The 21,539-nt window shown below is 60.2% G+C and carries 14 protein-coding genes and 1 pseudogene; 7 read left to right on the forward strand and 8 right to left on the reverse strand.

Features of this window, described 5'->3' with window-relative positions; translation table 11 throughout:
• Window positions 1-5: 5 nt before the first annotated feature.
• Together ACZ0AJ_RS14320 and ACZ0AJ_RS14325 are read right to left on the reverse strand one after the other, a co-directional pair.
• Window positions 6-2,414, reverse strand: a complete 2,409-nt coding sequence (locus ACZ0AJ_RS14320) for a TonB-dependent receptor plug domain-containing protein (protein ID WP_499455179.1) — start codon at window positions 2,412-2,414, stop codon at window positions 6-8.
• A gap of 154 nt (window positions 2,415-2,568) precedes the next feature.
• Window positions 2,569-4,002, reverse strand: coding sequence for a methyl-accepting chemotaxis protein (locus tag ACZ0AJ_RS14325; RefSeq protein WP_499455399.1), 1,434 nt, complete (start codon window positions 4,000-4,002; stop codon window positions 2,569-2,571).
• A gap of 260 nt (window positions 4,003-4,262) precedes the next feature.
• Here ACZ0AJ_RS14325 and zwf point away from each other — a divergent pair, with 260 nt between their 5' ends.
• From zwf to tal, 4 genes are read left to right on the forward strand one after another with little or no spacing between them, the layout of a single operon-like run.
• Complete coding sequence (gene zwf, locus ACZ0AJ_RS14330; protein WP_499455181.1) at window positions 4,263-5,732, forward strand: glucose-6-phosphate dehydrogenase; 1,470 nt, start codon at window positions 4,263-4,265, stop codon at window positions 5,730-5,732.
• A gap of 9 nt (window positions 5,733-5,741) precedes the next feature.
• On the forward strand, window positions 5,742-6,596 hold the full coding sequence (locus tag ACZ0AJ_RS14335; protein WP_499455182.1) for an SIS domain-containing protein: 855 nt from the start codon (window positions 5,742-5,744) through the stop codon (window positions 6,594-6,596).
• 35 nt (window positions 6,597-6,631) lie between these two features.
• Window positions 6,632-7,129, forward strand: coding sequence for a GAF domain-containing protein (locus ACZ0AJ_RS14340; RefSeq protein ID WP_499455402.1), 498 nt, complete (start codon window positions 6,632-6,634; stop codon window positions 7,127-7,129).
• Between the two features lie 19 nt (window positions 7,130-7,148).
• Window positions 7,149-8,078: a transaldolase gene (gene tal / locus ACZ0AJ_RS14345; RefSeq protein WP_499455183.1), complete on the forward strand. Its 930-nt coding sequence runs from the start codon at window positions 7,149-7,151 to the stop codon at window positions 8,076-8,078.
• Between the two features lie 320 nt (window positions 8,079-8,398).
• On the opposite strand, the gene ACZ0AJ_RS14350 is transcribed toward tal, so the two are convergent.
• Together ACZ0AJ_RS14350 and ACZ0AJ_RS14355 are read right to left on the reverse strand one after the other, a co-directional pair.
• Entirely contained in the window at window positions 8,399-8,890 is a 492-nt protein-coding gene (locus ACZ0AJ_RS14350) for a TetR family transcriptional regulator C-terminal domain-containing protein (RefSeq protein ID WP_499456794.1), read from the reverse strand.
• Window positions 8,891-9,016: pseudogene (locus ACZ0AJ_RS14355) on the reverse strand (TetR family transcriptional regulator); the annotation flags it as partial. It abuts the gene before it with no gap.
• Window positions 9,017-9,179: 163 nt separating this feature from the next.
• Between ACZ0AJ_RS14355 and ACZ0AJ_RS14360 the strand changes: the two are divergent.
• The 3 genes from ACZ0AJ_RS14360 to ACZ0AJ_RS14370 are packed head-to-tail and all read left to right on the forward strand — an operon-like array spanning window position 9,180 to window position 15,160.
• Window positions 9,180-10,502 carry an efflux RND transporter periplasmic adaptor subunit gene (locus ACZ0AJ_RS14360; RefSeq protein ID WP_499455185.1) on the forward strand — a complete coding sequence of 441 codons (1,323 nt, stop codon included), beginning with the start codon at window positions 9,180-9,182 and terminating at the stop codon, window positions 10,500-10,502.
• Window positions 10,503-10,526: 24 nt separating this feature from the next.
• The gene (locus tag ACZ0AJ_RS14365; RefSeq protein WP_499455186.1) at window positions 10,527-13,715 is read left to right on the forward strand and encodes an efflux RND transporter permease subunit; all 3,189 of its coding nucleotides are present in this window, start codon (window positions 10,527-10,529) and stop codon (window positions 13,713-13,715) included.
• The gene (locus ACZ0AJ_RS14370) at window positions 13,712-15,160 is read left to right on the forward strand and encodes an efflux transporter outer membrane subunit (protein WP_499455187.1); all 1,449 of its coding nucleotides are present in this window, start codon (window positions 13,712-13,714) and stop codon (window positions 15,158-15,160) included. Before ACZ0AJ_RS14365 ends, ACZ0AJ_RS14370 begins: the two co-directional genes overlap by 4 nt.
• Window positions 15,161-15,262: 102 nt before the next feature.
• On the opposite strand, the gene ACZ0AJ_RS14375 is transcribed toward ACZ0AJ_RS14370, so the two are convergent.
• From ACZ0AJ_RS14375 to ACZ0AJ_RS14390, 4 genes are all read right to left on the reverse strand, one after another.
• Window positions 15,263-15,523, reverse strand: coding sequence for a PAAR domain-containing protein (locus ACZ0AJ_RS14375; RefSeq protein ID WP_499455406.1), 261 nt, complete (start codon window positions 15,521-15,523; stop codon window positions 15,263-15,265).
• Complete coding sequence (locus tag ACZ0AJ_RS14380; RefSeq protein WP_499455408.1) at window positions 15,516-16,898, reverse strand: T6SS immunity protein Tli4 family protein; 1,383 nt, start codon at window positions 16,896-16,898, stop codon at window positions 15,516-15,518. Before ACZ0AJ_RS14380 ends, ACZ0AJ_RS14375 begins: the two co-directional genes overlap by 8 nt.
• Window positions 16,895-18,634 (reverse strand): PGAP1-like alpha/beta domain-containing protein, encoded by a 1,740-nt coding sequence (locus ACZ0AJ_RS14385; RefSeq protein WP_499455190.1) that lies wholly within the window; start codon window positions 18,632-18,634, stop codon window positions 16,895-16,897. The genes ACZ0AJ_RS14380 and ACZ0AJ_RS14385 overlap by 4 nt, the downstream gene beginning before the upstream one ends.
• A gap of 74 nt (window positions 18,635-18,708) precedes the next feature.
• Window positions 18,709-21,441, reverse strand: a complete 2,733-nt coding sequence (locus ACZ0AJ_RS14390) for a type VI secretion system Vgr family protein (RefSeq protein ID WP_499455191.1) — start codon at window positions 21,439-21,441, stop codon at window positions 18,709-18,711.
• Window positions 21,442-21,539: the final 98 nt, after the last annotated feature.

Genomic DNA, 21,539 nt, shown 5'->3' on the forward strand with positions numbered 1-21,539 from the left:
CCTGCTTACCAGGTGTAGCCGGCCTTCACATAGAAATAGCGGCCATTGAAGCCGTTCGGCGCCCACACGCTGTACGGCTGGGTGCCGTTCACGTTCAGGTTGGCCCGCGACGTGACCTGCGCAGGATAGCGGTTGGTCACGTTATCGATGCCAGCCGTCAGGCGCCACTGATTCAGGCGCACGCTCGCTGCCAGATCAAGCACCCACTGCGGGTCGTAGTTCTGGTCCAGCGCCGGATCGTTCTGCGGCACCGTGAATTCGCCGTAACGCGTCACGACGGCGCGGCCATTCCACGCACCCTGCGTAAAGTCACCCGTCAGACCGAGCTTGTCCTTCGGCGAGCCGACCGTCAGGCGGTTGATGCTCTGGCGGTCCACCAGCGACAATCCCTGCCCCGACAGCACCGCTGGCGACGCCGCCACACCCTGCACCTCGTTGTCGTTATGGTTGTAGGCCAGCGTCAGGTCGGCGCGTGCGCCCTGCGCGAAGTTCAAGCGGTACGTGCTGACCACGTCGACACCCTTGGTGCGCGTGTCGACCGCGTTGGTGAAGTAGCGCGCCGCGCCGACGAACACACCCTGGGCCGCGAGCGCGCGTGACAGCGCCGGCGCATTGGCCAGTTGCAGGTTCGACGAGAACACGATGCGGTCGTCGATATCGATGCGGTACAAATCGACCGTCGTGGTCCAGTTGCGCGTTGGCTGCCACTGCGCACCGATGCTCAGGTTGCGCGCCTTTTCGGCCTTGAGCGGCTGCGCGCCCAGTGCACGGGCGGCGGCGCTGCCGACCGGGAACGTGCCCGTCTCCACCAGCGCGCTGGCGCCGTTGACGAGCAGCGTGTTGGTGGTGGTGATCGTGTAGAACGACTGGGCCAGCGACGGCGCGCGGAAACCGTTCGAGGCCGTGCCACGCAGCGCGAACGTTGGCGTGAATGCATAGCGCGCCGACGCCTTGGCCGAGTTCGTGCTGCCAAAGTCGCTGTAGCGTTCATGGCGCAGCGCCAGGGCGCCCGACAATGCGCTCGTGATGTCGCCTTCCAGGTTCAGGTACACCGATTTGTTGTTGCGGCTGTTTTCGCCTGCGTTCTCGGGCCGGAAGCCCGAATAACCCTGCGCGCCGGAACCGAAGTACGAACCGGCTTCGCCCGCGCCGATCTCGTAGGACTCATGGCGCACTTCCAGGCCCAGGGCCACCGTCAGCGGACCGCTCATGAACGACACGGGAATCTCGCGCGCCACGTCCAGGTTGGCCAGGCTTTGCTTTGAGGTCAGTTCGCCCGCATAGAAGCTGGTCGGGCTGGCCGCGCCCAGGCTGTAGTTGACCGTGTCGTTGACGTCGAGCGTGAAGCGGTTGCGGCCATGGTTCAGGCTCGCATCCCAGCGCCAGCCGGCGGCCACGCCGCGCAGGCCTGTCACGATCGAGGCATCGACCGAGGTGCTGCCCAGCAGCGGCTGGAAGCCTTCCGGATACAGGGGCGAGCGCAGCGTGGTGCGGTTGTTGTCGGTGAACGCGGTGCGGAAGGTCGCCGCCGACGAGGTGTCACGCTCGCCGTAGCTCGCAAAGGCGTACCAGTCGACGTCGTCGTTGATGCGCACTTCGCTGTTGACGAACAGCGTGCGCGGGCGGCTGTCCGGATCACCGTAACGCTGGGTGGTCAAGCCCTGGCGTGGGCCGGCGGACGGGCGCGGGTCGGCAAACGAACGATTGGTGGCGTTGCGCTCGGCCGCTTCGACGGCGATGCGCACCCAGCCATCCTGGCCCAGGTTGAAGCCCGCCGAGCCGCGCACGGTGCCCTGCTCGCCGTCGCCCGCGTCATACTGGCCATACACCACTTCCGCTTCGCCGCCCTTGGCGCCGCGCTTGAGGATGATGTTGACCACACCGGCAATGGCGTCCGAGCCGTATTGGGCGGCGGCGCCGTCGCGCAGCACTTCGATGCGCTCGATCGCCGCCAGCGGAATCGCGTTCAGATCGACCGGGGCCGAACCGCGGCCCAGCGTACCGTTGACATTGACGACGGCCGACGTGTGACGGCGCTTGCCGTTGACCAGCACCAGCGTCTGGTCGGGCGACAGGCCGCGCAGCTGCGCCGGACGCACCGCGTCGCTGGCGTCGGCGCCGCTCGGACGCGGGAAATTCATCGATGGCAGCAGGCGCGACAGCACGGTGGCCAGCTCGCCCGAGCCGGTGCTGAGCAGTTCCTTGTTGCCGATGACATCGACGGGCGACTCCGAATCGAGCGTGCGGCGGTTCAGTGAACGGGTGCCGGTGACGACGATCGTCTGCACGTCCTGGGCGACCGGCGCCGGTGGCGGCGTATCCTGGGCCAGCGCAGCGGTCGGGGCCAGGGTTGCGATCAGGCTCAGGATCAGGACCGCGCGATGCGGATTGGCGTGATGGTGCTTGCAGCTCATGGGGGCTTCTCTTCTTCTGGTCGGTGACGGCGGTACCTCGACCGCCGAAGGGACGCGAAGCTTAACAGGCCTCCAATTGCGTTGCCAATACCGATTTTGCCTATGCTTATATCGGGAACCGGCAGACAGGAGCAGATGACAGCAGATGCGCCGCTCAGCCCATCATCCGGGCCGAATCGTAGCCGATGCGCACCGCGCCCCAGTGCTTCCCGTCGATCACGATGGGCATCGACAGATCGTTGATCACCTCACCGGTATCGCGCAGATAGGTCTGCAACAGGAACGGCTCGCGGTTCTTCGCCAGTCGGATGCCCACCGGGTCGTCGAAAATCCGCTTGTTGCGGCAATACACCAGGTCGTGCTCGCGCTGCCCGTTAGGCGGGCGCGAGAACTTGGTGTTGTGGGTCGGCGCGAAGCCGCGGTTGTCCACGGCCAGCGCGTAGGCGGCGCCCGGCAAATCGGTCAGCACGCGGTCGAACAGGATCTGCAGGTCGCGCTCGACGATGCGGTCGTACGACGTGGTAAAGCGCGGCGGATCGGACTGCGCGATCGGCTGGTAATTCTGGTCGAACACGTTGGCGCCACTCCCGGCGTGGCGGCGCAGGCAAGCCAGCACCTCTTCGCGCAGCACGGTGGTCGCGTCGACCAGCGCGTCGAACGGCGTGCCGCCGGTGCGAAACCCCGCCAGCACGCCTTGCAGCTCCTCGGTGGCCAGCCGCACCTCGTCCACCCGGCGCGACGCATCCTGCATCGTTGCCGCCGCCCCGGATGCATTGCTCGCCACCTCGCCGACGCGCGCGCCAATCTGCTGGTTGACACCATCGAGCGACTGCATCGCCAGTGCCATCTGGTCGACGGTCGCGGTCATGCGCTCAAAATCCGCCACGAACCTCGTCAGGTGGCTCGCCGCGCTGCCGGCTTCACGCGCCGAGACGTTCACGCCATCGAGGATATTGGCCGTCGCGCTGGAGGTCGATGCCACCAGCCCGCGCATTGCACTGCTGGCGGTAGCGATCTTCACGGCTTCCGTGTTGACCACCTGCGACAGGCGCCGCACTTCGGACGCCACCACGGCAAACCCGCGCCCGGCCGGGCCGGCGCGCGCCGCCTCGATCGCAGCATTGATCGCCAGCAGATTGGTCTGGTTGGCGACGTTTTCGATGACGGTGCCGAATTCGCCGATCTCGTGCAGGTGTCCGACCAGTTGCGAGACGGTATCGGAAAACCCATGCACCTGCGCCTCGATGGTGCGCATGCGCGCTTCGAGGCGCGTCAGTTCATCCATCGACTCGCGCGCCGTGTGCAGGTTGCGCTGGGCGGTGTCGGCGATGCGCAGCGTACCCGCATTGACATCGGCCGACAGGTCGGTGACTTCACGCGCTGCGGCAGCCAGCGCGCCGGCCGCCTGGTGCTGGCGCGCGGCCTGGGCCTGCGCCTGGTCGACTTCCTTGCGCAGGCGCGCGGCATTGATCGCCGTGCGGATGCTGCCATCGCGGGCCTTGACCACCAGCGCGCGCATGCTGCCGCTCACGGCCCCGCCACCGAGCGGCGACAGCACCCGTCCCCAACTTTGCATCCAGCCCATCATGTCTCCCTCGTCTTCGCAGCTCGCGTGGCTACGATATTTACGTACGGAAACTATAGTCCTGATCCCCTGCCCTGTCATGTCCCAATGTCCGGTCGTCGCATTCCCACCACTTGGTGGCGCGCCGGTGCGTCCTCAACTATGTCAACATACACTGCGGCACCGGCCTTTCGTAGTAGATTTTCTTGTAAGGTGCCAGTTTATGTAGTAAATTTACATACAATCTCTCCCTGTTTTCATTCTCTTCACGTACCCAGCTCATCATGGCGATTCCCGATTTCGACCTCGTATTCTTTGGCGGCAGTGGCGACCTTGCGATGCGCAAGCTGTTGCCTGCCATGTTCGCGCGCGACGTGGCCGGCGACTTTCCGGCCAGCGCCCGCATCATCTGCGTCGGGCGCGACGACGCCACGCAGGAAGAATTCCTGCACATGGTCGAGACCAACTCGAAGCCGCACATCAAGGAAGCGCCGTCTGGCGCCAACTGGGACAAATTCATCGGCCGCATCACCTATGTGGCGCTGAACGCCACTGATGCCGGCACCTACGGCGACCTGGTCGCGGCCCTGCGCGCAGATGACTCGCTCACGCGCGTGTACTACCTCGCTACGCCGCCGCAGATCTTCGCCAAGATCTGCGACAATCTGGCCGCCACGGGCCTGGCCACGCCGAATTCGCGCGTGGTGCTTGAGAAGCCGCTGGGCCGTGACCTGGCCTCGGCCAAGCAGATCAACTTGGACGTCGGCAAGGTCTTCGCCGAGTCGCAGATCTACCGCATCGACCACTACCTGGGCAAGGAGACCGTGCAGAACCTGCTGGCCCTGCGCTTCGGGAATATCCTGTTCGAGCCGCTGTGGCGCCGCGAATGGATTTCGGACGTGCAGATCACCATCGCCGAAAAGATCGGCGTGGGCAACCGCATGGGCTACTACGACAATTCAGGCGCGCTGCGCGACATGCTGCAGAACCACCTGCTGCAACTGCTGTGCATCGTGGCGATGGAGCCGCCGGCCTCGATCGCGCCGGACGCCGTGCGCGACGCCAAGCTGCAGGTGCTGCGGTCGCTGAAACGCTTCACGCCGACGACGCTGACGCACAATATCGTGCGCGGCCAGTACCGCTCGGGCTATATCGATGGCCAGCCGGTGCCCGGCTACCGCGATGAACCGGATGCGCCAAAGAGTTCGCGCACCGAGACCTTCGTGGCGATGAAGGCCGAAATCGACACCTGGCGCTGGGCCGGCGTGCCGTTCTATCTGCGCACCGGCAAGCGCATGTCCGACCGCCTGGCCGAAATCGTCGTGCGCTTCAAGCCGATCCCGCATTCGATCTTCAACCAGCCGACGTCGAGCTTCCAGCCCAACAGCCTCGTGATCCGCCTGCAGCCCGACGAAGGGCTGTCGATGAACCTGATGGCCAAGACGCCGGGCGACTCGATGCGCCTGAAACAGGCCGAACTCGAACTCGATTTCCGCGAGCAGTTCACGTCGCCGCGCATGGAAGCGTACGAGCGCCTGCTGCTCGACGTGCTGCGCGGCCAGCTGACGCTGTTCATGCGCGGCGACGAGCTGGAAGCGGCGTGGGAATGGGTCGAGCCGATCCTGGAACACTGGGAACAGGACGACACCTCGCCCGCCCCGTACACGTCCGGCACCTGGGGGCCGGCTGCGGCCAGCGCCCTGATCGGGCGCGACGGCTTGCAGTGGCGCGAAGAATCGCTGCCCGAAGACTAAGGCCAACCCATGCTGCTCGACTCGATCCGCACCCAGCTCGACACGCTCTCCAAATCGGAGCGCAAGGTGGCGCTCGCGGTACTGGCCGCGCCATCGGGTACCGTGAGCCAGAACATCACGGCGCTCGCGCGTAACGCGGGCGTGTCGGAACCGACCGTCGTGCGCTTTTGCCGCACGCTCGGTTACGACGGCTGGCACGAGTTCAAGCTGAAGCTGGCGCAAGGCCTGGCGCTGGCCCTGCCCGGCGCCAACGAGGCGCCGCACCAGGACGACCTGGCGTCGGACCTGATCAACAAGATCTGCAGCCGCTCGATCAACACGCTGCTTGACCTGCGCAACAACCTCAAGCCGGAGCTGGTCCAGCAGGCGCTTGAAATCCTGGCGCGCGCCAACAAGATCGAGTTCTACGGCCAGGGCACGTCCGGCTTCGTGGCGGCCGATGCGCAGCACAAGTTCTTCCGCTCGGGCGTACCGACGGTGGCCTACACCGACCCGGCAATCCATTCGATCGCCGCAGCCCTGCTGCGCGAAGGCGATGCGGTGGTGGCCATTTCGCAGCGCGGCAACAACCCCGCGCTGACCCGTTCGGCCAAGCTGGCCAAGGCCGGGGGCGCGCACGTGATCGTGCTGGCGCCATCGGGCACGCCGCTGGCCGAGATGGCCACGCTCCTGATCCCGATCGACCTGGTATTTGCAACCGACCCGTACACGCCGATCTCGGCGCGCCTGGCCTACCTGGTCGTGATCGACGTGCTGGCGGTGGGCCTGGCGCTGCGGCGCGGGCCGGAATTTCGCAAGAAAATGCAGAACGCGCAGAAGGCGCTGCAGGAGTTCGACATGCAGTTCGATTCGTTCATCGGCTAAAATAGTTTTTTTATTGACCGCCAAATGGCAACGCCATGCACATCAATCCAGAACGCAGCGACCGCCCCGATTACGACCTGCTGGTACGCCAGGTCACGAGCATCCTCGAAGGTGAACGCGACCTGACGGCCAATGCGTCGCAGTTCTCGGCCCTTGTCTACGACACCATCGCCGACCTGAACTGGGCTGGCTTCTACTTCACCGTGCCATCCAAAAAAGGCGAAGGCAACGATCTGCTGGTCGGCCCATTTCAGGGCAAGCCCGCCTGCGCGCGCATCCCGTTCGGGCGCGGTGTGTGCGGTGCCACCGCCGTCAAGCGCGAGACCATCGTGGTCGCCGACGTGCATGCGTTCCCGGGCCATATCGCCTGCGATTCGGCGTCGGCGTCCGAGATCGTGATCCCGGTGCTCAAGGACGACCGGCTGATCGGCGTGTTCGATATCGACAGCCCGAAGCCCGATCGCTTCAGCGACGAAGACCGCGCCGGCCTGGAAGCCATGCTGGCCGCGTTTGTTGCGGGCACCGATTTCTAAGAACATTCAAGAGACCACCATGAACCAACTCGAACAGCTCAAGCAATTCACCACCGTCGTTGCCGACACCGGCGACTTCCAGTCGATCAAGGCATACACGCCGCAGGACGCGACCACCAACCCGTCGCTGATCCTGAAGGCCGTGCAGAAGCCCGAATACCGCCCGCTGCTCGAAAAAGCCATCGCCAATGCGCCCGACGCGTCGATCGACGGCATCATCGACAGCCTGTTGATCGCCTTCGGCGTGGAAATCCTCAAGTTCGTGCCGGGCCGCGTGTCGACCGAGATCGATGCGGCGCTGTCGTTCGATACCGAGGCCACGGTGGCCAAGGGCCGCGAACTGATCGCGCTGTATGAAGCAGCCGGCTTGTCGCGCGAGCGCGTGCTGATCAAGATTGCCTCGACCTGGGAAGGCATCCGCGCCGCCGAGATCCTGGAAAAGGACGGCATCCACTGCAATCTGACGCTGCTGTTCTCGCTGTGCCAGGCGGTGGCCTGCGCCGAAGCGGGCGTCAAGCTGATTTCGCCGTTCGTCGGCCGCATCTACGACTGGTACAAGAAGTCGACCGGCACCGAGTACCAGGGCGCCGACGATCCGGGCGTGCAGTCGGTCAAGGGCATCTACCAGTACTACCGCAAGTTCGGCTACGCCACCGAAGTGATGGGCGCGAGCTTCCGCAACACGTCGCAGATCCTCGAGCTGGCCGGTTGCGACCTGCTCACGATCTCGCCGGACCTGCTGCAAAAGCTGGCCGACAGCGACGCGCCATTCGAGCGCAAGCTGGTCAAGGACGACAGCGCCGATATCGAGAAGATCGCGATCGACGAAAAGACATTCCGCTTCATGCTCAATGAAGATGCGATGGCGACCGAAAAGCTGGCCGAAGGCATCCGCGCGTTCGTGGCCGATTCGATCAAGCTGAAAGTAATGATCGAAGGCATGCGTTAAGTACACCAATTGCATAAACGACAAACCCGGCCGCGGCCGGGTTTTTTGTTGTTTTTACATCTGTATAACCACGCGTCTCACGGCCGGGGTCAGGTCTGACATTCAGACACGATCTCGACAGTCGGGTAGCCGCGTCTCACAGCCGGGGTCAGGTCTGACATTCAGACACGACCTCAGCCTTGACGACTTCCAACGGTGTCTTGCTGAGTCTAAAAGCATTGGCATGGCCTGGTATCAGACAGTTCCGGTTGCCCGACTGTCGAGATCGTGTCCGAATGTCAGACCTGACCCCGGCTGTTTTACATGTGTAGAACCAGGGGTTAGCGTGCGCGCAAGCCTGCGATGTACGTGTCGATCAGATCGGCGCCCAGATCGACCAGCTCGAATGCGCCCGGCTCGAAGATCCAGTTGCGGATCAGGCCGTCGAGCATCACCCAGACCGACATCGACGCCTTGCGTGGATCGACCGTGGCCGGCAGCGTGCCGTCGGCCATGGCTTGCGTGAACTGCTCCTGCAGCCGCCCGCGCCAGCGCGCAACCGATTCGCGCTTGTGCGCGCGCGCCGAATCGACCTCGTCGGTAAATTCAGTCTTGAGCGTGGCGATCTCGAACACGCGGCGCGCCTTCTCGTCGCCTTCCACAATCTGCAGCACCGCCAGCATTTCGTTGCGCAGGCTTTGCAGCGGATCGGTGTCTGCGCGTTCGCCTGCCAGCTTCACGGCGGCATCCATCGGCATCGTGGCGCGTTCCATCATGGCGCTGAACACGGCGCCCTTGTCGACAAAATGCCAATAAATTGCGCCGCGCGTCACGCCCGCCGCGGTAGCGATATGCTGTAAAGTCGTTCTTGAAACGCCATTTTTTGCGAACAAAATTTCTGCTGCGTCAAGGATGCTATCGCGTGTTGCGGCGGCTTCTTCTTTCGTCCTGCGGACCATATTCGGGGGGTACTCCAAAATTACAGGGGGGCAAACATTTTACATACAGTCGTGATAGTATATAAAACTATTTGCAAAAGCCAGTGTTGATATCACCCTTCGCCATGTTTTCCTGAGCGCCGGGTGACGTCAACGCGTTACTAACTAGAAGGAAGCACACGTAATGCGCCCTGCCCAATCCTCGTCCCCGTCCCTGACCCGGGTCGCTGCCGCCACTCTGGCAGCCCTGGTTCTGTTGTGCGCCTGCGGCAAGAAAGATGCAGCCCCAGCCGGCGCCGCCCCTGGCGGCCAGCAAGCTCCAGCCGTCCAGGCCGGTGTCATCACCACCAAGATCGAAACCGTCGCATTGCAGACCGAGCTGCCAGCCCGCGTCGAGGCAATCCGCACCGCCCAGGTTCGTGCCCGCGTCGATGGCAATGTCCAGAAACGCCTGTTCACCGAGGGCAGCATGGTCAAGCAGGGCCAGGCGCTGTATCAGATCGACGCTGCGCCGTACCAGGCCCAGGTCGCTTCCGCCCAGGCTGACCTGGCACGCGCCCAGGCCAATCTGGTCGCGGCCAAGTCGATTGCCGATCGCTACAAGCCGTTGGTCGAAGCCGCTGCTGTCAGCAAACAGGAATTCGACAACGCTGTCGCGGCGCAACGCCAGGGCGAGGCCGAAGTAGCCGCCGCCCGCGCGCAGGTCCGCGTGGCGCAGATCAATCTGGGCTACACCAACGTCAATGCGCCGATCTCCGGCCGCATCGGCCGTTCGCTGGTGACCGAGGGTGCACTGGTCTCGGCGACCCAGTCGACCGAGCTGGCCCTGATCCAGCAGACCGACCGCATGTACCTGAACATCACCCAGTCGGCCAACGATCTGCAGCGCCTGCGCAAGCAGGCCGGCGGCAAGATCGATGCCGAGCTGCCCGTCACGGTCGTGCTCGACGACGGTACTGTGCTGCCTCGCAAGGGCAAGCTGCTGTTCTCGGACGTGACTGTCGATGAAACGAGCGGCCAGGTCACGCTGCGCGCTGCCATCGACAATCCGGACAACGCCCTGCTGCCAGGCCAGTACGCACGCGTGCGCCTGTCGCAGTCGGAAACGCGCGGCATCCTGGTGCCACAGCAAGCGGTCACCCGTGGCGGCCAGAACGGCGATACCGTGATGGTCATCGGCGCCGACAACAAGCCAGTGTCCCGCACGGTCAAGATCGCGTCGCAGCAAGGCGAGAGCTGGATCGTCATTGACGGCCTGAAAGAAGGCGAACAAGTGATGGTCGACGGCTTCCAGAAGCTGCAGATGCTGCCGCCAGGTACCCCGGTCAAGCCGGTGCAATGGACCCCGGCCGGCACCCAGGCGCCGGCCCAGGCAGGCGCTCCGGCGGCTCAGCCAAATGCTGCCGGTGCTCAGGCCGCCGCTGGTGCGAATGCTTCCGGTGCACGCACCCCGAGTTCCGGTTCGCCGGCTGCGGGTGCAACGACCCCGGCCAACAGCAGCCGCTAAGAATAAAACGAACAGGACTTTTCAATGGCACGTTTTTTTATTGACCGCCCAATTTTTGCATGGGTGATCGCGCTGTTCATCATGGTGCTGGGTACTGTTGCGATCAAGCAGTTGCCGATCGCCCAATACCCATCCGTGGCGCCACCCGCGATCGTCGTCAACGTCACCTACCCGGGTGCGTCGGCGCAGACTCTGGAGGATTCCGTCATCTCGATTATCGAACGCGAGATGAACGGTGCCCAGGGCATGATCTACATGGAATCGACCAGCCAGGCCAACGGCACTGGCTCGATTACCATTTCCTTCGAGACCGGCACTGATCCGGAACTGGCCCAGGTTGACGTTCAGAACCGCCTGTCGCGCGCGACTCCGCGTCTGCCGCCGGCGGTGACGCAGCAAGGTGTGCGCGTCGACAAGTCGCGCTCGAACTTCCTGCTGTTTACGATCCTGTCGTCGGATGACCCGAAGATGGACAATATTGCGCTGGGCGACTACGCCTCGCGCAATGTGCTGCCTGAAATCCAGCGCATTACCGGCGTTGGCCAGGCCCAGCTGTTCGGTACCGAGAAGGCAATGCGGATCTGGATCGATCCGACCAAACTGGTCGGATTCAACCTGTCGCCCGCTGATGTCACAAGCGCGATCTCGCAGCAGAATGCCCAGGTCGCATCGGGCACGATCGGTGACTTGCCAATTGCGCAAGGCCAGCAGATCAGCGCCACCGTCATCGTGACGGGCCAGCTGTCGAACGTCGAGCAGTTTGGCAACATCGTGCTGCGCGCCAACCAGGATGGCTCGACCGTGCGCCTGAAGGATGTCGCACGCATCGAAGTCGGCGGCCAGTCGTACAGCACCACGGCGCGCCTGAACGGCAAGCCATCGGCAGGTATCGGCGTGCAGCTGGCGCCATCCGGTAACGCCCTGGAAACCGCAGAACTGATCAAGGCCCGCATGGCAGAGCTGCAGAAGCTCTTCCCGAACGGTATCAAGTACTCGATTCCTTACGACTCCACCACCTTCATCTCGATTTCGATCGAGCAAGTGGTCCACACGCTGATCGAAGCGATCGTGCTGGTGTTCCTGGTGATGTACCTGTTCCTGCAGAACTTCCGCTACACGCTGATTCCGACCATCGTGGTGCCAATCGCACTGCTGGGCTCGTTCGCCTGCCTGCTGGCGATGGGCTTCTCGATCAACGTGCTGACCATGTTCGGCATGGTGCTGGTGATTGGTATCGTCGTCGATGATGCCATTGTGGTGGTTGAGAACGTCGAGCGCATCATGAGCGAAGAAGGCTTGCCGCCGCTGGAAGCCACGCGCAAGGCAATGGGCCAGATTTCGGGCGCCATCATCGGCGTGACCGTGGTCCTGATCGCCGTGTTCGTCCCGCTGGCATTCTTCGCCGGCGCGGTCGGTAACATTTATCGCCAGTTCTCGGTCGTGATGGTCACCTCGATCGCCTTCTCGGCATTCCTGGCACTGTCGCTGACCCCGGCGCTGTGCGCGCACCTGTTGAAACCCGTCGAAGCCGGTCACCACAATGACAAGAAGGGCTTCTTCGGCTGGTTCAACCGCAAGTTCACCACCGGCGCCAAGAAATATGAAGGCTTCGTCGGCGCCCTGATGAAGCGTGCCGGCCGCTGGATGGTCGTGTTTGCCGTGCTGGTCGTCGTGGTCGGCGTGCTGTTCACGCGCCTGCCGAATTCGTTCCTGCCGAACGAAGACCAGGGCTACGTGATCGCCAACGTCCAGCTGCCGCCAGGCGCGACTGCCGAGCGTACCGGCGCCGTCCTGCGTTCGATGGAAGAGTTCGTGATGAAGCAGCCGGAAACGGCCAACATCGTGGCCATTACCGGCTTCTCGTTCTCGGGCCAGGGCCAGAACATGGGTCTGGCGTTCATCCCGATGAAGGCATGGGACGAGCGCAAAGGCGACGGCCAGGACGCGCAATCGTTCGCCGGCCGCATTACCGGTCACATGGGCGCGCTGCGCGACTCGTTCATCTTCGTGGTGAGCCCGCCGCCGATCCCCGAACTGGGTACCGGTACCGGCTTCTCATTCCGCCTGCAGGATCGTGCCGGCAATGGCCACGCTGCCCTGCTGGCCGCGCGTAACCAGATGCTGGGCATGGCGTCGCAGAGCAAGATCCTGACGGGCATGCGTCCTGAAGGTCTGGAAGATGCACCGCAGCTCAAGCTGAACATCGACCGCGACAAGGCGCAAGCCCTGGGCGTGACCTTCGCCGCGATCAACACGGCACTGTCGACATCGATGGGTTCGTCGTACGTCAACGACTTCCCGAACGGTGGCCGCCTGCAGCGCGTGATCGTGCAGGCCGATGCGCCCCAGCGTATGCAGCCGGACGATTTGCTGCGCATCAATGCGATGAATACCCAGGGCCAGCCGGTGCCGATGTCGTCGTTTGCGACGACCGAATGGACCACCGGCCCGATGCAGACCAACCGCTATAACGGCTACCCTGCCATGAAGCTGACCGGTGAACCGGCGCCTGGTTACTCGAGCGGCGAGGCGCTGGACGAAATGCAGCGCCTGGCCGAGCGCCTGCCGCCTGGCTTCTCGTATGAGTGGACCGGCCAGTCGCGCGAAGAGCTGCTGTCGGGTTCGACCGTGTTCATCCTGATCGGCTTCGCGCTGCTCGCGGTGTTCCTGGCCCTGGCCGCATTGTATGAAAGCTGGACGATCCCGGTGGCGGTCATGCTTGTGGTGCCGCTGGGTATTCTCGGCTCGCTGCTGGCAGCCAATATGCGGGGCTTGTCCAACGACGTCTACTTCAAGGTCGGCTTGATTACCATTATTGGTCTGGCGGCGAAGAACGCGATTCTGATTGTCGAATTTGCCAAGGACCTGCAAGCCGAAGGCAAGTCGCCGTTCGATGCGGCGCTCGAAGCGGCCCACCTGCGCTTCCGTCCGATCATCATGACCTCGCTCGCCTTCATCCTGGGTGTGCTGCCACTGGTGATCGCCAGCGGCGCCGGTTCGGCATCGCAGCGCGCCATCGGTACCGGCGTGATGGGCGGTATGATTACGGCAACCGTGCTGGGCGTGATCTTCGTGCCCGTGTTCTTCGTCGTTGTCCGTACGCTCTTCAAGGGCAGCGAGCGCCAGAACAAGATGTATGCCCATGCGCAGGAAAAACAGCATGAGCTCGAGAAACAGGAACGCCAGGCCGCAGAACAAGGGAAACAAGTATGATTAAACACATCAAACTGATCGTCACGCCATTGGCGCTGTCGATGGCACTCGCCGGCTGCATGTCGCTGGCGCCGGACTATGAGCGCCCTGCTGCTCCGGTGGCAAGCGCCTTCCCGGCTGTGCCGCAAGCGGCCACGGCATCGACCAGCCCGGTGATCAACCAGGCACCGGCAGCCGTGGCGTGGCAGCAGTTCTTTGCCGATGCGCGCCTGCGTCAGCTGATCGACCAGGCACTGGTGAATAACCGTGACCTGCGCATCGCGATTGCCAACATCGAGCAGGCGCGTGCCCAGTACCGCATCACGCGCGCCGATCGCCTGCCATCGGTGGGCCTGGGTGTCAGTGGCAACCGCCGGACGGTGGGCGAAGACCAGCCGATCGAAAGCACCTATCAGGCAGGCCTGCAGGTGACGTCGTTCGAGCTCGACCTGTTCGGCCGGGTGCGCAACCTGAGCGAAGCCGCGCTGGCGCAATACCTGGCCACCGAAGAAGCGCGCAAGACCACGCAGATCAGCCTGATCGCGTCGGTTGCCAACGCGTATCTGCAACTGCTGGCCGACGAAGAGCTGCTGCGCATCACGCAGGACACGCTCAAGACGCGCCAGGATTCGGATCGCCTGACGCAGCTGCGTTTCGAGAACGGCGTCGCATCGCGCCTGGATATCCAGCAATCGCGTTCGCTCGTTGAAACGGCCCTGGCCACGCTGGCGCAGCAACAGCGCTTCCGCGCCCAGGACATCAACTTGCTGACGCTGCTGGTCGGCCAGCCGCTGCCGGCGGACGTCTCAAGCGGCGCCACGCTGGCCAAGACCGAGCTGCCCGACCTGCCGGCCGGCCTGCCATCGGACCTGCTCGTCAACCGTCCGGACATCCGTGCGGCCGAGCAAGAGCTGATCGGAGCCAACGCCAACATCGGCGCGGCGCGCGCGAACTTCTTCCCGCGCATCTCGCTGACGGGCAGCGCCGGCAGCGCCAGCACCGAGCTGTCGGGCCTGTTCGAGAGCGGCACCTGGGGCTGGTCGTTCGCACCGCAGGCGATCCTGCCGATCTTCGACTACGGCCGCAACACCGCCACGCTAGGCGCCGCCCGTGCCCAGCGCGACATCGCCGTGGCGCGCTACGAGCAATCGATCCAGACCGCGTTCCGCGAAGTGGCGGATGCCCTGGCCGGCCAGGCGACGTACAGCGAACAGCTGCGTGCGCAAGCGGCCGTGACCGAAGCCGAAGCCGACCGCTTCAACCTGTCCGACCTGCGCTTCCGCAGCGGCGCCGCCAGCCAGCTCGACCTGCTCGACGCACAGCGCTCGCTGTTCCAGTCGCAGCAGTTGTCGGTGCAGGCCAATCTGCTGCGTTTGCAGAACCAGGTCGCGTTGTATCGCGTGCTGGGCGGCGGTTGGGTGGAACCAGCGGCGCAAGCTGGCGGGACGCCGGTGGCGGCGAGGTAAGTTGCGACGCTGCTGCTGAAGTGAATGAGAACCGGGCCTGTGTGGCCCGGTTTTTTTTTGCATGTGAAGGTCGGCTTGGAAGGCCCGGACGCGTGGCTCGCCCTAGCTGTGGGTGAATGTCGCGATGGTCGAGATTAACATAGCGCCGCAGCTGGTCTTATGGCCGTTATAAGCAACCGGCTTGCCATTTATCGTTTGCATAGGCTTGCCCTCCACAATAGTGCCGTCACCGTGGATCGGGCATGCACATGTGTCGCCAATGCAGGCGACGGCGATACCGCCAACGGTGAAATGGGTTGCGGCGACGGCAATGACCTTGCCGCCGTGGCTTGTAGGATCGTGCAGGCGGATGACGTTAGGCATGGCTATCTTTTGATTTGTGGATATCTTCGCAAAGACCATCGATTTCCTCTGCGATAGAAGACGGTGGGGAATAGGCTACCAATTGCCATTCAGTTTGAGCAATACGGTAAACGTCACCGATAAGTGTCCTTAGAAGACTCTTATGGCCCGCCACAATCACTGGTGGGATTTTCTCCCCTTCGCAGAATATACGAGATCGCTCCCCCTCGATTCTTCGCTTGTCAGTGCATTGCCATTGCCCCGCTTGCGGACATACGTTGCCTGATTGAATTGTAGTTCCTAGCGGTGCTTTTTGACTTAGCTTTTTGGCCACGGTTGCATCGCTTGGCTGGCGTATGTCGATAGACGGCAGCAATCTGTCCCACAGGGCCAAGGCTACGTCATCTGTAAGGGTGGGTTTGACCTTGGCTTTCGCGTCATCCTTTACGCCAGAATCGAGTCGAATATCCAGCAAAGGATGCAGCGAGTTGTTTGCCTCACCAACGCTGAAGAACCGGAATTCATGTGCATCTGTATCATTCTTGTAAGCCGGTCGCCTGGTGAGAATTTCTTCACCATGCCAGACTCCCAGTTGACGGGGTCCTTCTCTTAGCATTTTTATACTGGAGAAAAAGTTTCCTAATCCAAGATTGGCAGCATGTTCTTTCGCTTGTTGCCGCAGCCGCCCCGGAGCACTATCCTCTTGCAAATAATCATGGTTTCTACGTGCTTCGATAGAAATTCGGACATCTGGAATTTCTTTTAGATAAATACCTATAGCACTATTTTCGTATTCTGCATCAACTTCCAGAAAACCCCCTTCAACGCACATTCCCATTTCTGCAGGAATTTCATTCTCAGAGCGGGATCTGAGCTGACCAGCAATTTTATTTATCAATGAAACATTGTCCTCACTGGGCATTGCACTGCTGATGTAGTGAATAAAAAGGTCATTTTTCATTGGAATATAAGAATGAATCGAATAACTTACTGAACTTTTCGCCCCGAAGATAATTTTCTGACCTGGGATAATACCATCGACGACTTCTCCAATTTTTGGCAGCTTGGCGAGTGAGTAATCTGCCAAGTAGCTTTTTTCCACTTTGATTTCTTGCAAACGTGAATTTACCAGTGTAGAGATATTCGAGGATTGGTCGGGGTAAAACTGTATATTTCCATCAACTGAAATAGGCCCGTAGATGACAGATGCGTCCTTTGGAATTTTTACGCGCAATCGTCCAAAACATACCATACGTGTATGCTCAAATATTTTATCTATTTTCTTAGACGCCGGCATCAGCTTACCCTCTCTTCCGTTGACGATTATAATAACTAACAATATCGCCAGTATAAAAATCAACCATGCAAAAAAATGAGAAATAAGCCTTCTCATCATTTATTCCATTTCATTGTTGAAATTATTTTAAATAGACAATATAAAGTTGATGCCAATACAACAGGATTCGAGTAACTCCCCTGATGCTCGTAGCCTTGCTGTCGGAATACACCTTTAAATTTTCTACTTAAAAGCTGTGCATCTGCTGAATGAGACGGCACGGTTTGATCGCCAGGGGCATCTGGACCAAGCATCTCGACACTTAAAAAATTAACCTTTCTGACATCTTCTGGTGCTTTCAGATCGACCAGACTAAGACTTCCTTTTCGATTGTCTTCGACAATCTTTAACGAATCAATATTTTTTGAATCGACCACATCATCAACCTTCCAAGTCACTTTGTGCCAAGCCTTTCTATCAGGATCGACCCCATAGTGAGCGTAACTTTGATCGTGATAAGTATTCTCAATTTTAGCGTGGAAGCTCTTAGCGTCGTCCAATAAATTCAAAGTCTTTTGAATTCCAACTCCTATCGCATTTGCCGGATTAATCCATCGTTCTCGGAACAGACTAAACCACTTCGCTCTTACTTTATAAATTTCCTCGTATGGACACTGCGCAGGCCAGCTTTTCAATATTTTCTTCTCATCTCGAAATTCCAGCCAATGAGCCCCGTAAAACTGATTTGGAAGCAGCTCTAAGGCACCCTGAGCATTCGCGAGTACTGCAGTTACGTCTTGTGCGTTATCTCCCAAAACCCCTGCTGTTATTCTTTCTGTCGGTGCTGTCCATTCGCCCTCAACGCCACAACGCATTCGCTTGTAGGCTGCCCCTGCACCCATCGCAGGCATAACTCCGTGAACGACTCCTAAGATTTTATCGTTTGCGTTTCCAATCGCAGGATGTATAACCGCGCGTGCGACTATCCCTCCCATCGAATGTGTTATAAGAATTACTTTTTCACATTCAAAGCCTTCACTTTTATACTTATCAATCAAAGTATTAATTTTTTTTGCAATAACAACACCAGATTCAAAATTTCCTTTAAGCCAGTTATAACCCATTGCATGTACTGGGAACCAACACCCTTTAACGGCGTCTCGCATAGAACTCTCATCAAGGGGGAGCATAAGAATGCTCGGATCTGCCTGCCACTTTTTTGGGTCGATTTTTAGAATATTGGTCTGCAAATATAGATCCATTGCGCCGCCTGAAAATGCAGAATTGAGCTTACTCTCACAGACCTCAAGAACTTTTTGATAACTTCCAAAATAAATTTCCCCCCAGCCTCGCTCCCGAGCTTTTTGGTCCTGATTACGGCGATTTTTAGTCCCCGGCAAATCTGGCTGTAGTAAGGGCCCATCGAGGCTGTTCCAACCTCTATATCCTCGGGTATACGTTACACTTTGATTGCGTGAGTCCGAACTTTCTTCAAGGTTTCCGGTCGGGTTTTTCAAAGGATCGTAGGTGTCAACTTCAGTGTTTTCTGGATCCAGACGCAATTGCCTCTCGATTGGACTATCGTTGTATTGCGCCACAGTCACGCTGGAATTATCTGGCCGCCAGGATATATTATGCGCCCCATTAATCTCTTTCTGGCGGGCTTCCGTCATTCTCAGATTTGACCCCATAATTCCCGGTATAAAAACGATTGGCAACACCCGCTTAGGCGGAATTTTTTGAACTTGTGGATTTTTGTCTTGTTTAGGCGTGACGAAACCTTGAGAAATTTTTCCTTGTTTTTTCTCTGGATTGATTGGCAGCTTGTATCCATTTTTCTTTGGAATAATCTTCATCGCATACCTTTCTTGATTCTTACTGCTGATAGCATCAATGTGACATCTAATACTGATTTTCACCTTTACTATAGTTAGTCGTCGATGGCTTCAATCCTATATTGGGCAAATGGGATATCAGACGAGAAGTGCTGAGTCACTCCATCTGCATTTGTACGCCCTTCCAATACCTGACCATCTTCAACAGTCACTCGATAACGTTGCTCCGCTAATGGCTCACCGGTAGACAAATCAACCAGTCGAACATGCTGATCGTATTCAACATCACTTTCATACATTTGCAACGAAAGCATCCCTCCATCCCCTGCACCTGAAAATTCTGCTTTAGCCGACTTAACCATAAAACTCCCGGTACACTGATGCGTAATCGCTCCATCCCCAAATGCCGCCTGCGCGCCCTGCGTCACCACTGACACTTTCGGGGCCTGCAAGACGATCTCCTCCGTCGCCGTCAGAACAATCCTTTTCGCTGACGTGATCTCGACGTTGTCATCCTGAGCAACAATCTCCACCTTCCCGCTCGCCGCAACAAGTTTGGTTCCGAGGGAGTGCGCGAACATGCTGATTCCCTGGAGCGCATGCAGCATCAGTTTGCGACCAGCAGATAGCTGGGTATTCCCAACACTGACCAGATCCACATGCGTCTGCGCCCCGATCGTGACGCCAGCCTGACTGCCAATGATCACCCCCGCCGGTGCCTCGATGGCGACAATGGGCGCACCAGTCCCTGCTGCAGCTTGCCCTGCCGTGTTGCTGCCCTGTTCCCACTGTTGCAGATGCGACTTCACCTGCGACAACGACTCGCCTTCTACTGCATCTGTTTCATGGGCCTCGGCCAGCTCGGCCAGCTGCTTTTGTACGGTCGATAGCGCCTCGGCCAGTCCAGTCAAGCCATCCCGATCCAGCTGCCGTCCCGCCGCTCGCAACGACGCATCCGCGCTGATCAGGACGCCTTGACCACCGCGCAATGCCAGTGCTGCGTCTGTCCGCAATTCAGCGCCTTCGCCACGTGGTACGGCGGCACCATTACAGCGTGGCTGCGTGAGATAACCCAGGTTGAGTTGACTGTGATCGTGCTCGCTCCCGACCTGTGCGCTGATTTGCCCCGGCGTATCGTCCATGCGCAGTTGATTCGCGCGTCCCCCCTCGTCCTCCCGGCTTACGATTCCTGATAAGTGCCTATCCCCGGGCAGGACGCTGGTGCCGCTGAAAGACGGGGGCGGTGTCCGGTATCCATGGACGCTGCCAATCACGAGCGGCTTGTCCGGGTCGCCGCCCAAAAATACGACGACAACTTCATCGCCTGCGCGCGGCAGCGAGATCGCGCCATATCGGTTGCCTGCCCAACCGGTCGCAACACGCACCCACGCCGAATCCCGGTCGCTGTCCGATGTTCCTGCGCCGGTGGCATGCTCATGGTCTTGTGCGCGACACGCTGGAAATCGCAGCTTGATTCTCCCCAGCGCGTCGCAAAAAATCTCTTGATTTGCAGGGCCGACAACGATGGCGGTTTGCGGCGCCGTACGCGGCAGATCGATGCGTGGATCGAAGGCAGGAATGATTGGAATGCCGCGCCGTACGCAAGTAAATCGGTTGGTATAACGTACGCCCCGCTCGGCGCTGGCGCGCACCAGTTCGCCGCTCCAGCGATTCAGTGCGAATAACCGGTCAGCGCGTTCATTCAGGGTCGTGGGCAGGTTGTTTTCAGCCTCCACCCGCAATTCGGTGCAGACAAACTCACGCTGCGCTTCCGGATGCGAATCGATTTCGCGGTGCCCGCGTATGCTGCGCCACTGCCCGACGCGCATGTCGCGGTCGCCACTTTCTCCCTCGAAGAATTTGGCCTCATACTCTTTGCGCTGGATGCGCGCAAGGCCAAGGTAGCGGTAGTCGTCCGAATTGTCGCCGGCGTGCGGCGAGTCGATCAGGTAGTCATCAAGAGTGGATGCGAACCGATTGCCTGACTGGCCCTGATTCGCCAGGCTCGTATCCTGGCTGCTCATCGACCATGCAAACCGATAGTTCCAGCTTTGGCGTTCCACTCGACCGGCAGTCAGCTTGCGTACGGCATGCCAGGCAGTGATGCTATCGCGTTGCTCGGTAGCGTGGTCGCGGTGGTAGCGCGCCGGGCCAGCTGGGTTCTGTTCCAGCGCGTTTGGCTGGTCAAACAGCACAAGCGTATGAACAGGCGTGTCGTCGCTCCCCCGTTCATTCGACGCACCGGCGCGGATAAACCACGCAATGCCGCGCCGTTTCCATAGACGGCGCAGAAAGGCGGCATTGGATTCGTTGTATTGCATGGTGAATTCGCGGGCCGGATATGTCTTCAGTCCGCTGAGGTCGAAGCGAAATGCGGCGCTGACAATGGGATTGGATTGGCACCACTCGCGCAGCATGATATTGGTGATGTCGACCTCGCTGCGATTGCGAAATACCCGCGTGTTGCAGGTTTCCTCCAACAAAGAAATCGCGTCCCGGACGATCAACTGGTAGGTCGCCAGACCGCCATCGCTCTGCCCCTCCGTCGCGCCTCCGACAATCCCGCAGACCGTGCGCAGCGATCCGGTATCGGTCACGAACTGCAGCTCCACCGGATTGGCGATGAAGTCCTTCAGTGCCAGCCCGGCCCTGAGACATACACATTGCAGCGCATATTCGATCCCGCCACACATCGTCTCAACCCCGCTCACATACTTCACGAGCAGCAGGTCGTCCACAATGCCGTTGGCACCCGATAGGCGAAGCCGTATGGCGCGTTTCGCATCCGACAACCCCATGACACTCGCAGCAAGTTGATCGAGTTTCATTGTCTTTGCCTTTGGATGACCGCCGCAGAGCACACGGCAACGCCCGATCTTAGCGATGCAAAACTGTGGCGAAATTGACGAAGCGCAACGTGCCGACG

The organism is Telluria sp. AC161, assembly GCF_979258535.1.

Excerpts from the sequence above, each read along its gene's own strand:
- ACZ0AJ_RS14335 (WP_499455182.1), top strand. The coding sequence starts at position 5,742 with ATGCTGCTCGACTCGATCCGCACCCAGCTCGACACGCTCTCCAAATCG.
- ACZ0AJ_RS14360 (WP_499455185.1), top strand. The coding sequence starts at position 9,180 with ATGCGCCCTGCCCAATCCTCGTCCCCGTCCCTGACCCGGGTCGCTGCC.
- ACZ0AJ_RS14385 (WP_499455190.1), bottom strand. The coding sequence starts at position 18,634 with ATGAAGATTATTCCAAAGAAAAATGGATACAAGCTGCCAATCAATCCA.
- ACZ0AJ_RS14375 (WP_499455406.1), bottom strand. The coding sequence starts at position 15,523 with ATGCCTAACGTCATCCGCCTGCACGATCCTACAAGCCACGGCGGCAAG.
- ACZ0AJ_RS14380 (WP_499455408.1), bottom strand. The coding sequence starts at position 16,898 with ATGATGAGAAGGCTTATTTCTCATTTTTTTGCATGGTTGATTTTTATA.
- zwf (WP_499455181.1), top strand. The coding sequence starts at position 4,263 with ATGGCGATTCCCGATTTCGACCTCGTATTCTTTGGCGGCAGTGGCGAC.
- ACZ0AJ_RS14320 (WP_499455179.1), bottom strand. The coding sequence starts at position 2,414 with ATGAGCTGCAAGCACCATCACGCCAATCCGCATCGCGCGGTCCTGATC.
- ACZ0AJ_RS14325 (WP_499455399.1), bottom strand. The coding sequence starts at position 4,002 with ATGATGGGCTGGATGCAAAGTTGGGGACGGGTGCTGTCGCCGCTCGGT.
- tal (WP_499455183.1), top strand. The coding sequence starts at position 7,149 with ATGAACCAACTCGAACAGCTCAAGCAATTCACCACCGTCGTTGCCGAC.
- ACZ0AJ_RS14365 (WP_499455186.1), top strand. The coding sequence starts at position 10,527 with ATGGCACGTTTTTTTATTGACCGCCCAATTTTTGCATGGGTGATCGCG.
- ACZ0AJ_RS14340 (WP_499455402.1), top strand. The coding sequence starts at position 6,632 with ATGCACATCAATCCAGAACGCAGCGACCGCCCCGATTACGACCTGCTG.
- ACZ0AJ_RS14370 (WP_499455187.1), top strand. The coding sequence starts at position 13,712 with ATGATTAAACACATCAAACTGATCGTCACGCCATTGGCGCTGTCGATG.
- ACZ0AJ_RS14390 (WP_499455191.1), bottom strand. The coding sequence starts at position 21,441 with ATGAAACTCGATCAACTTGCTGCGAGTGTCATGGGGTTGTCGGATGCG.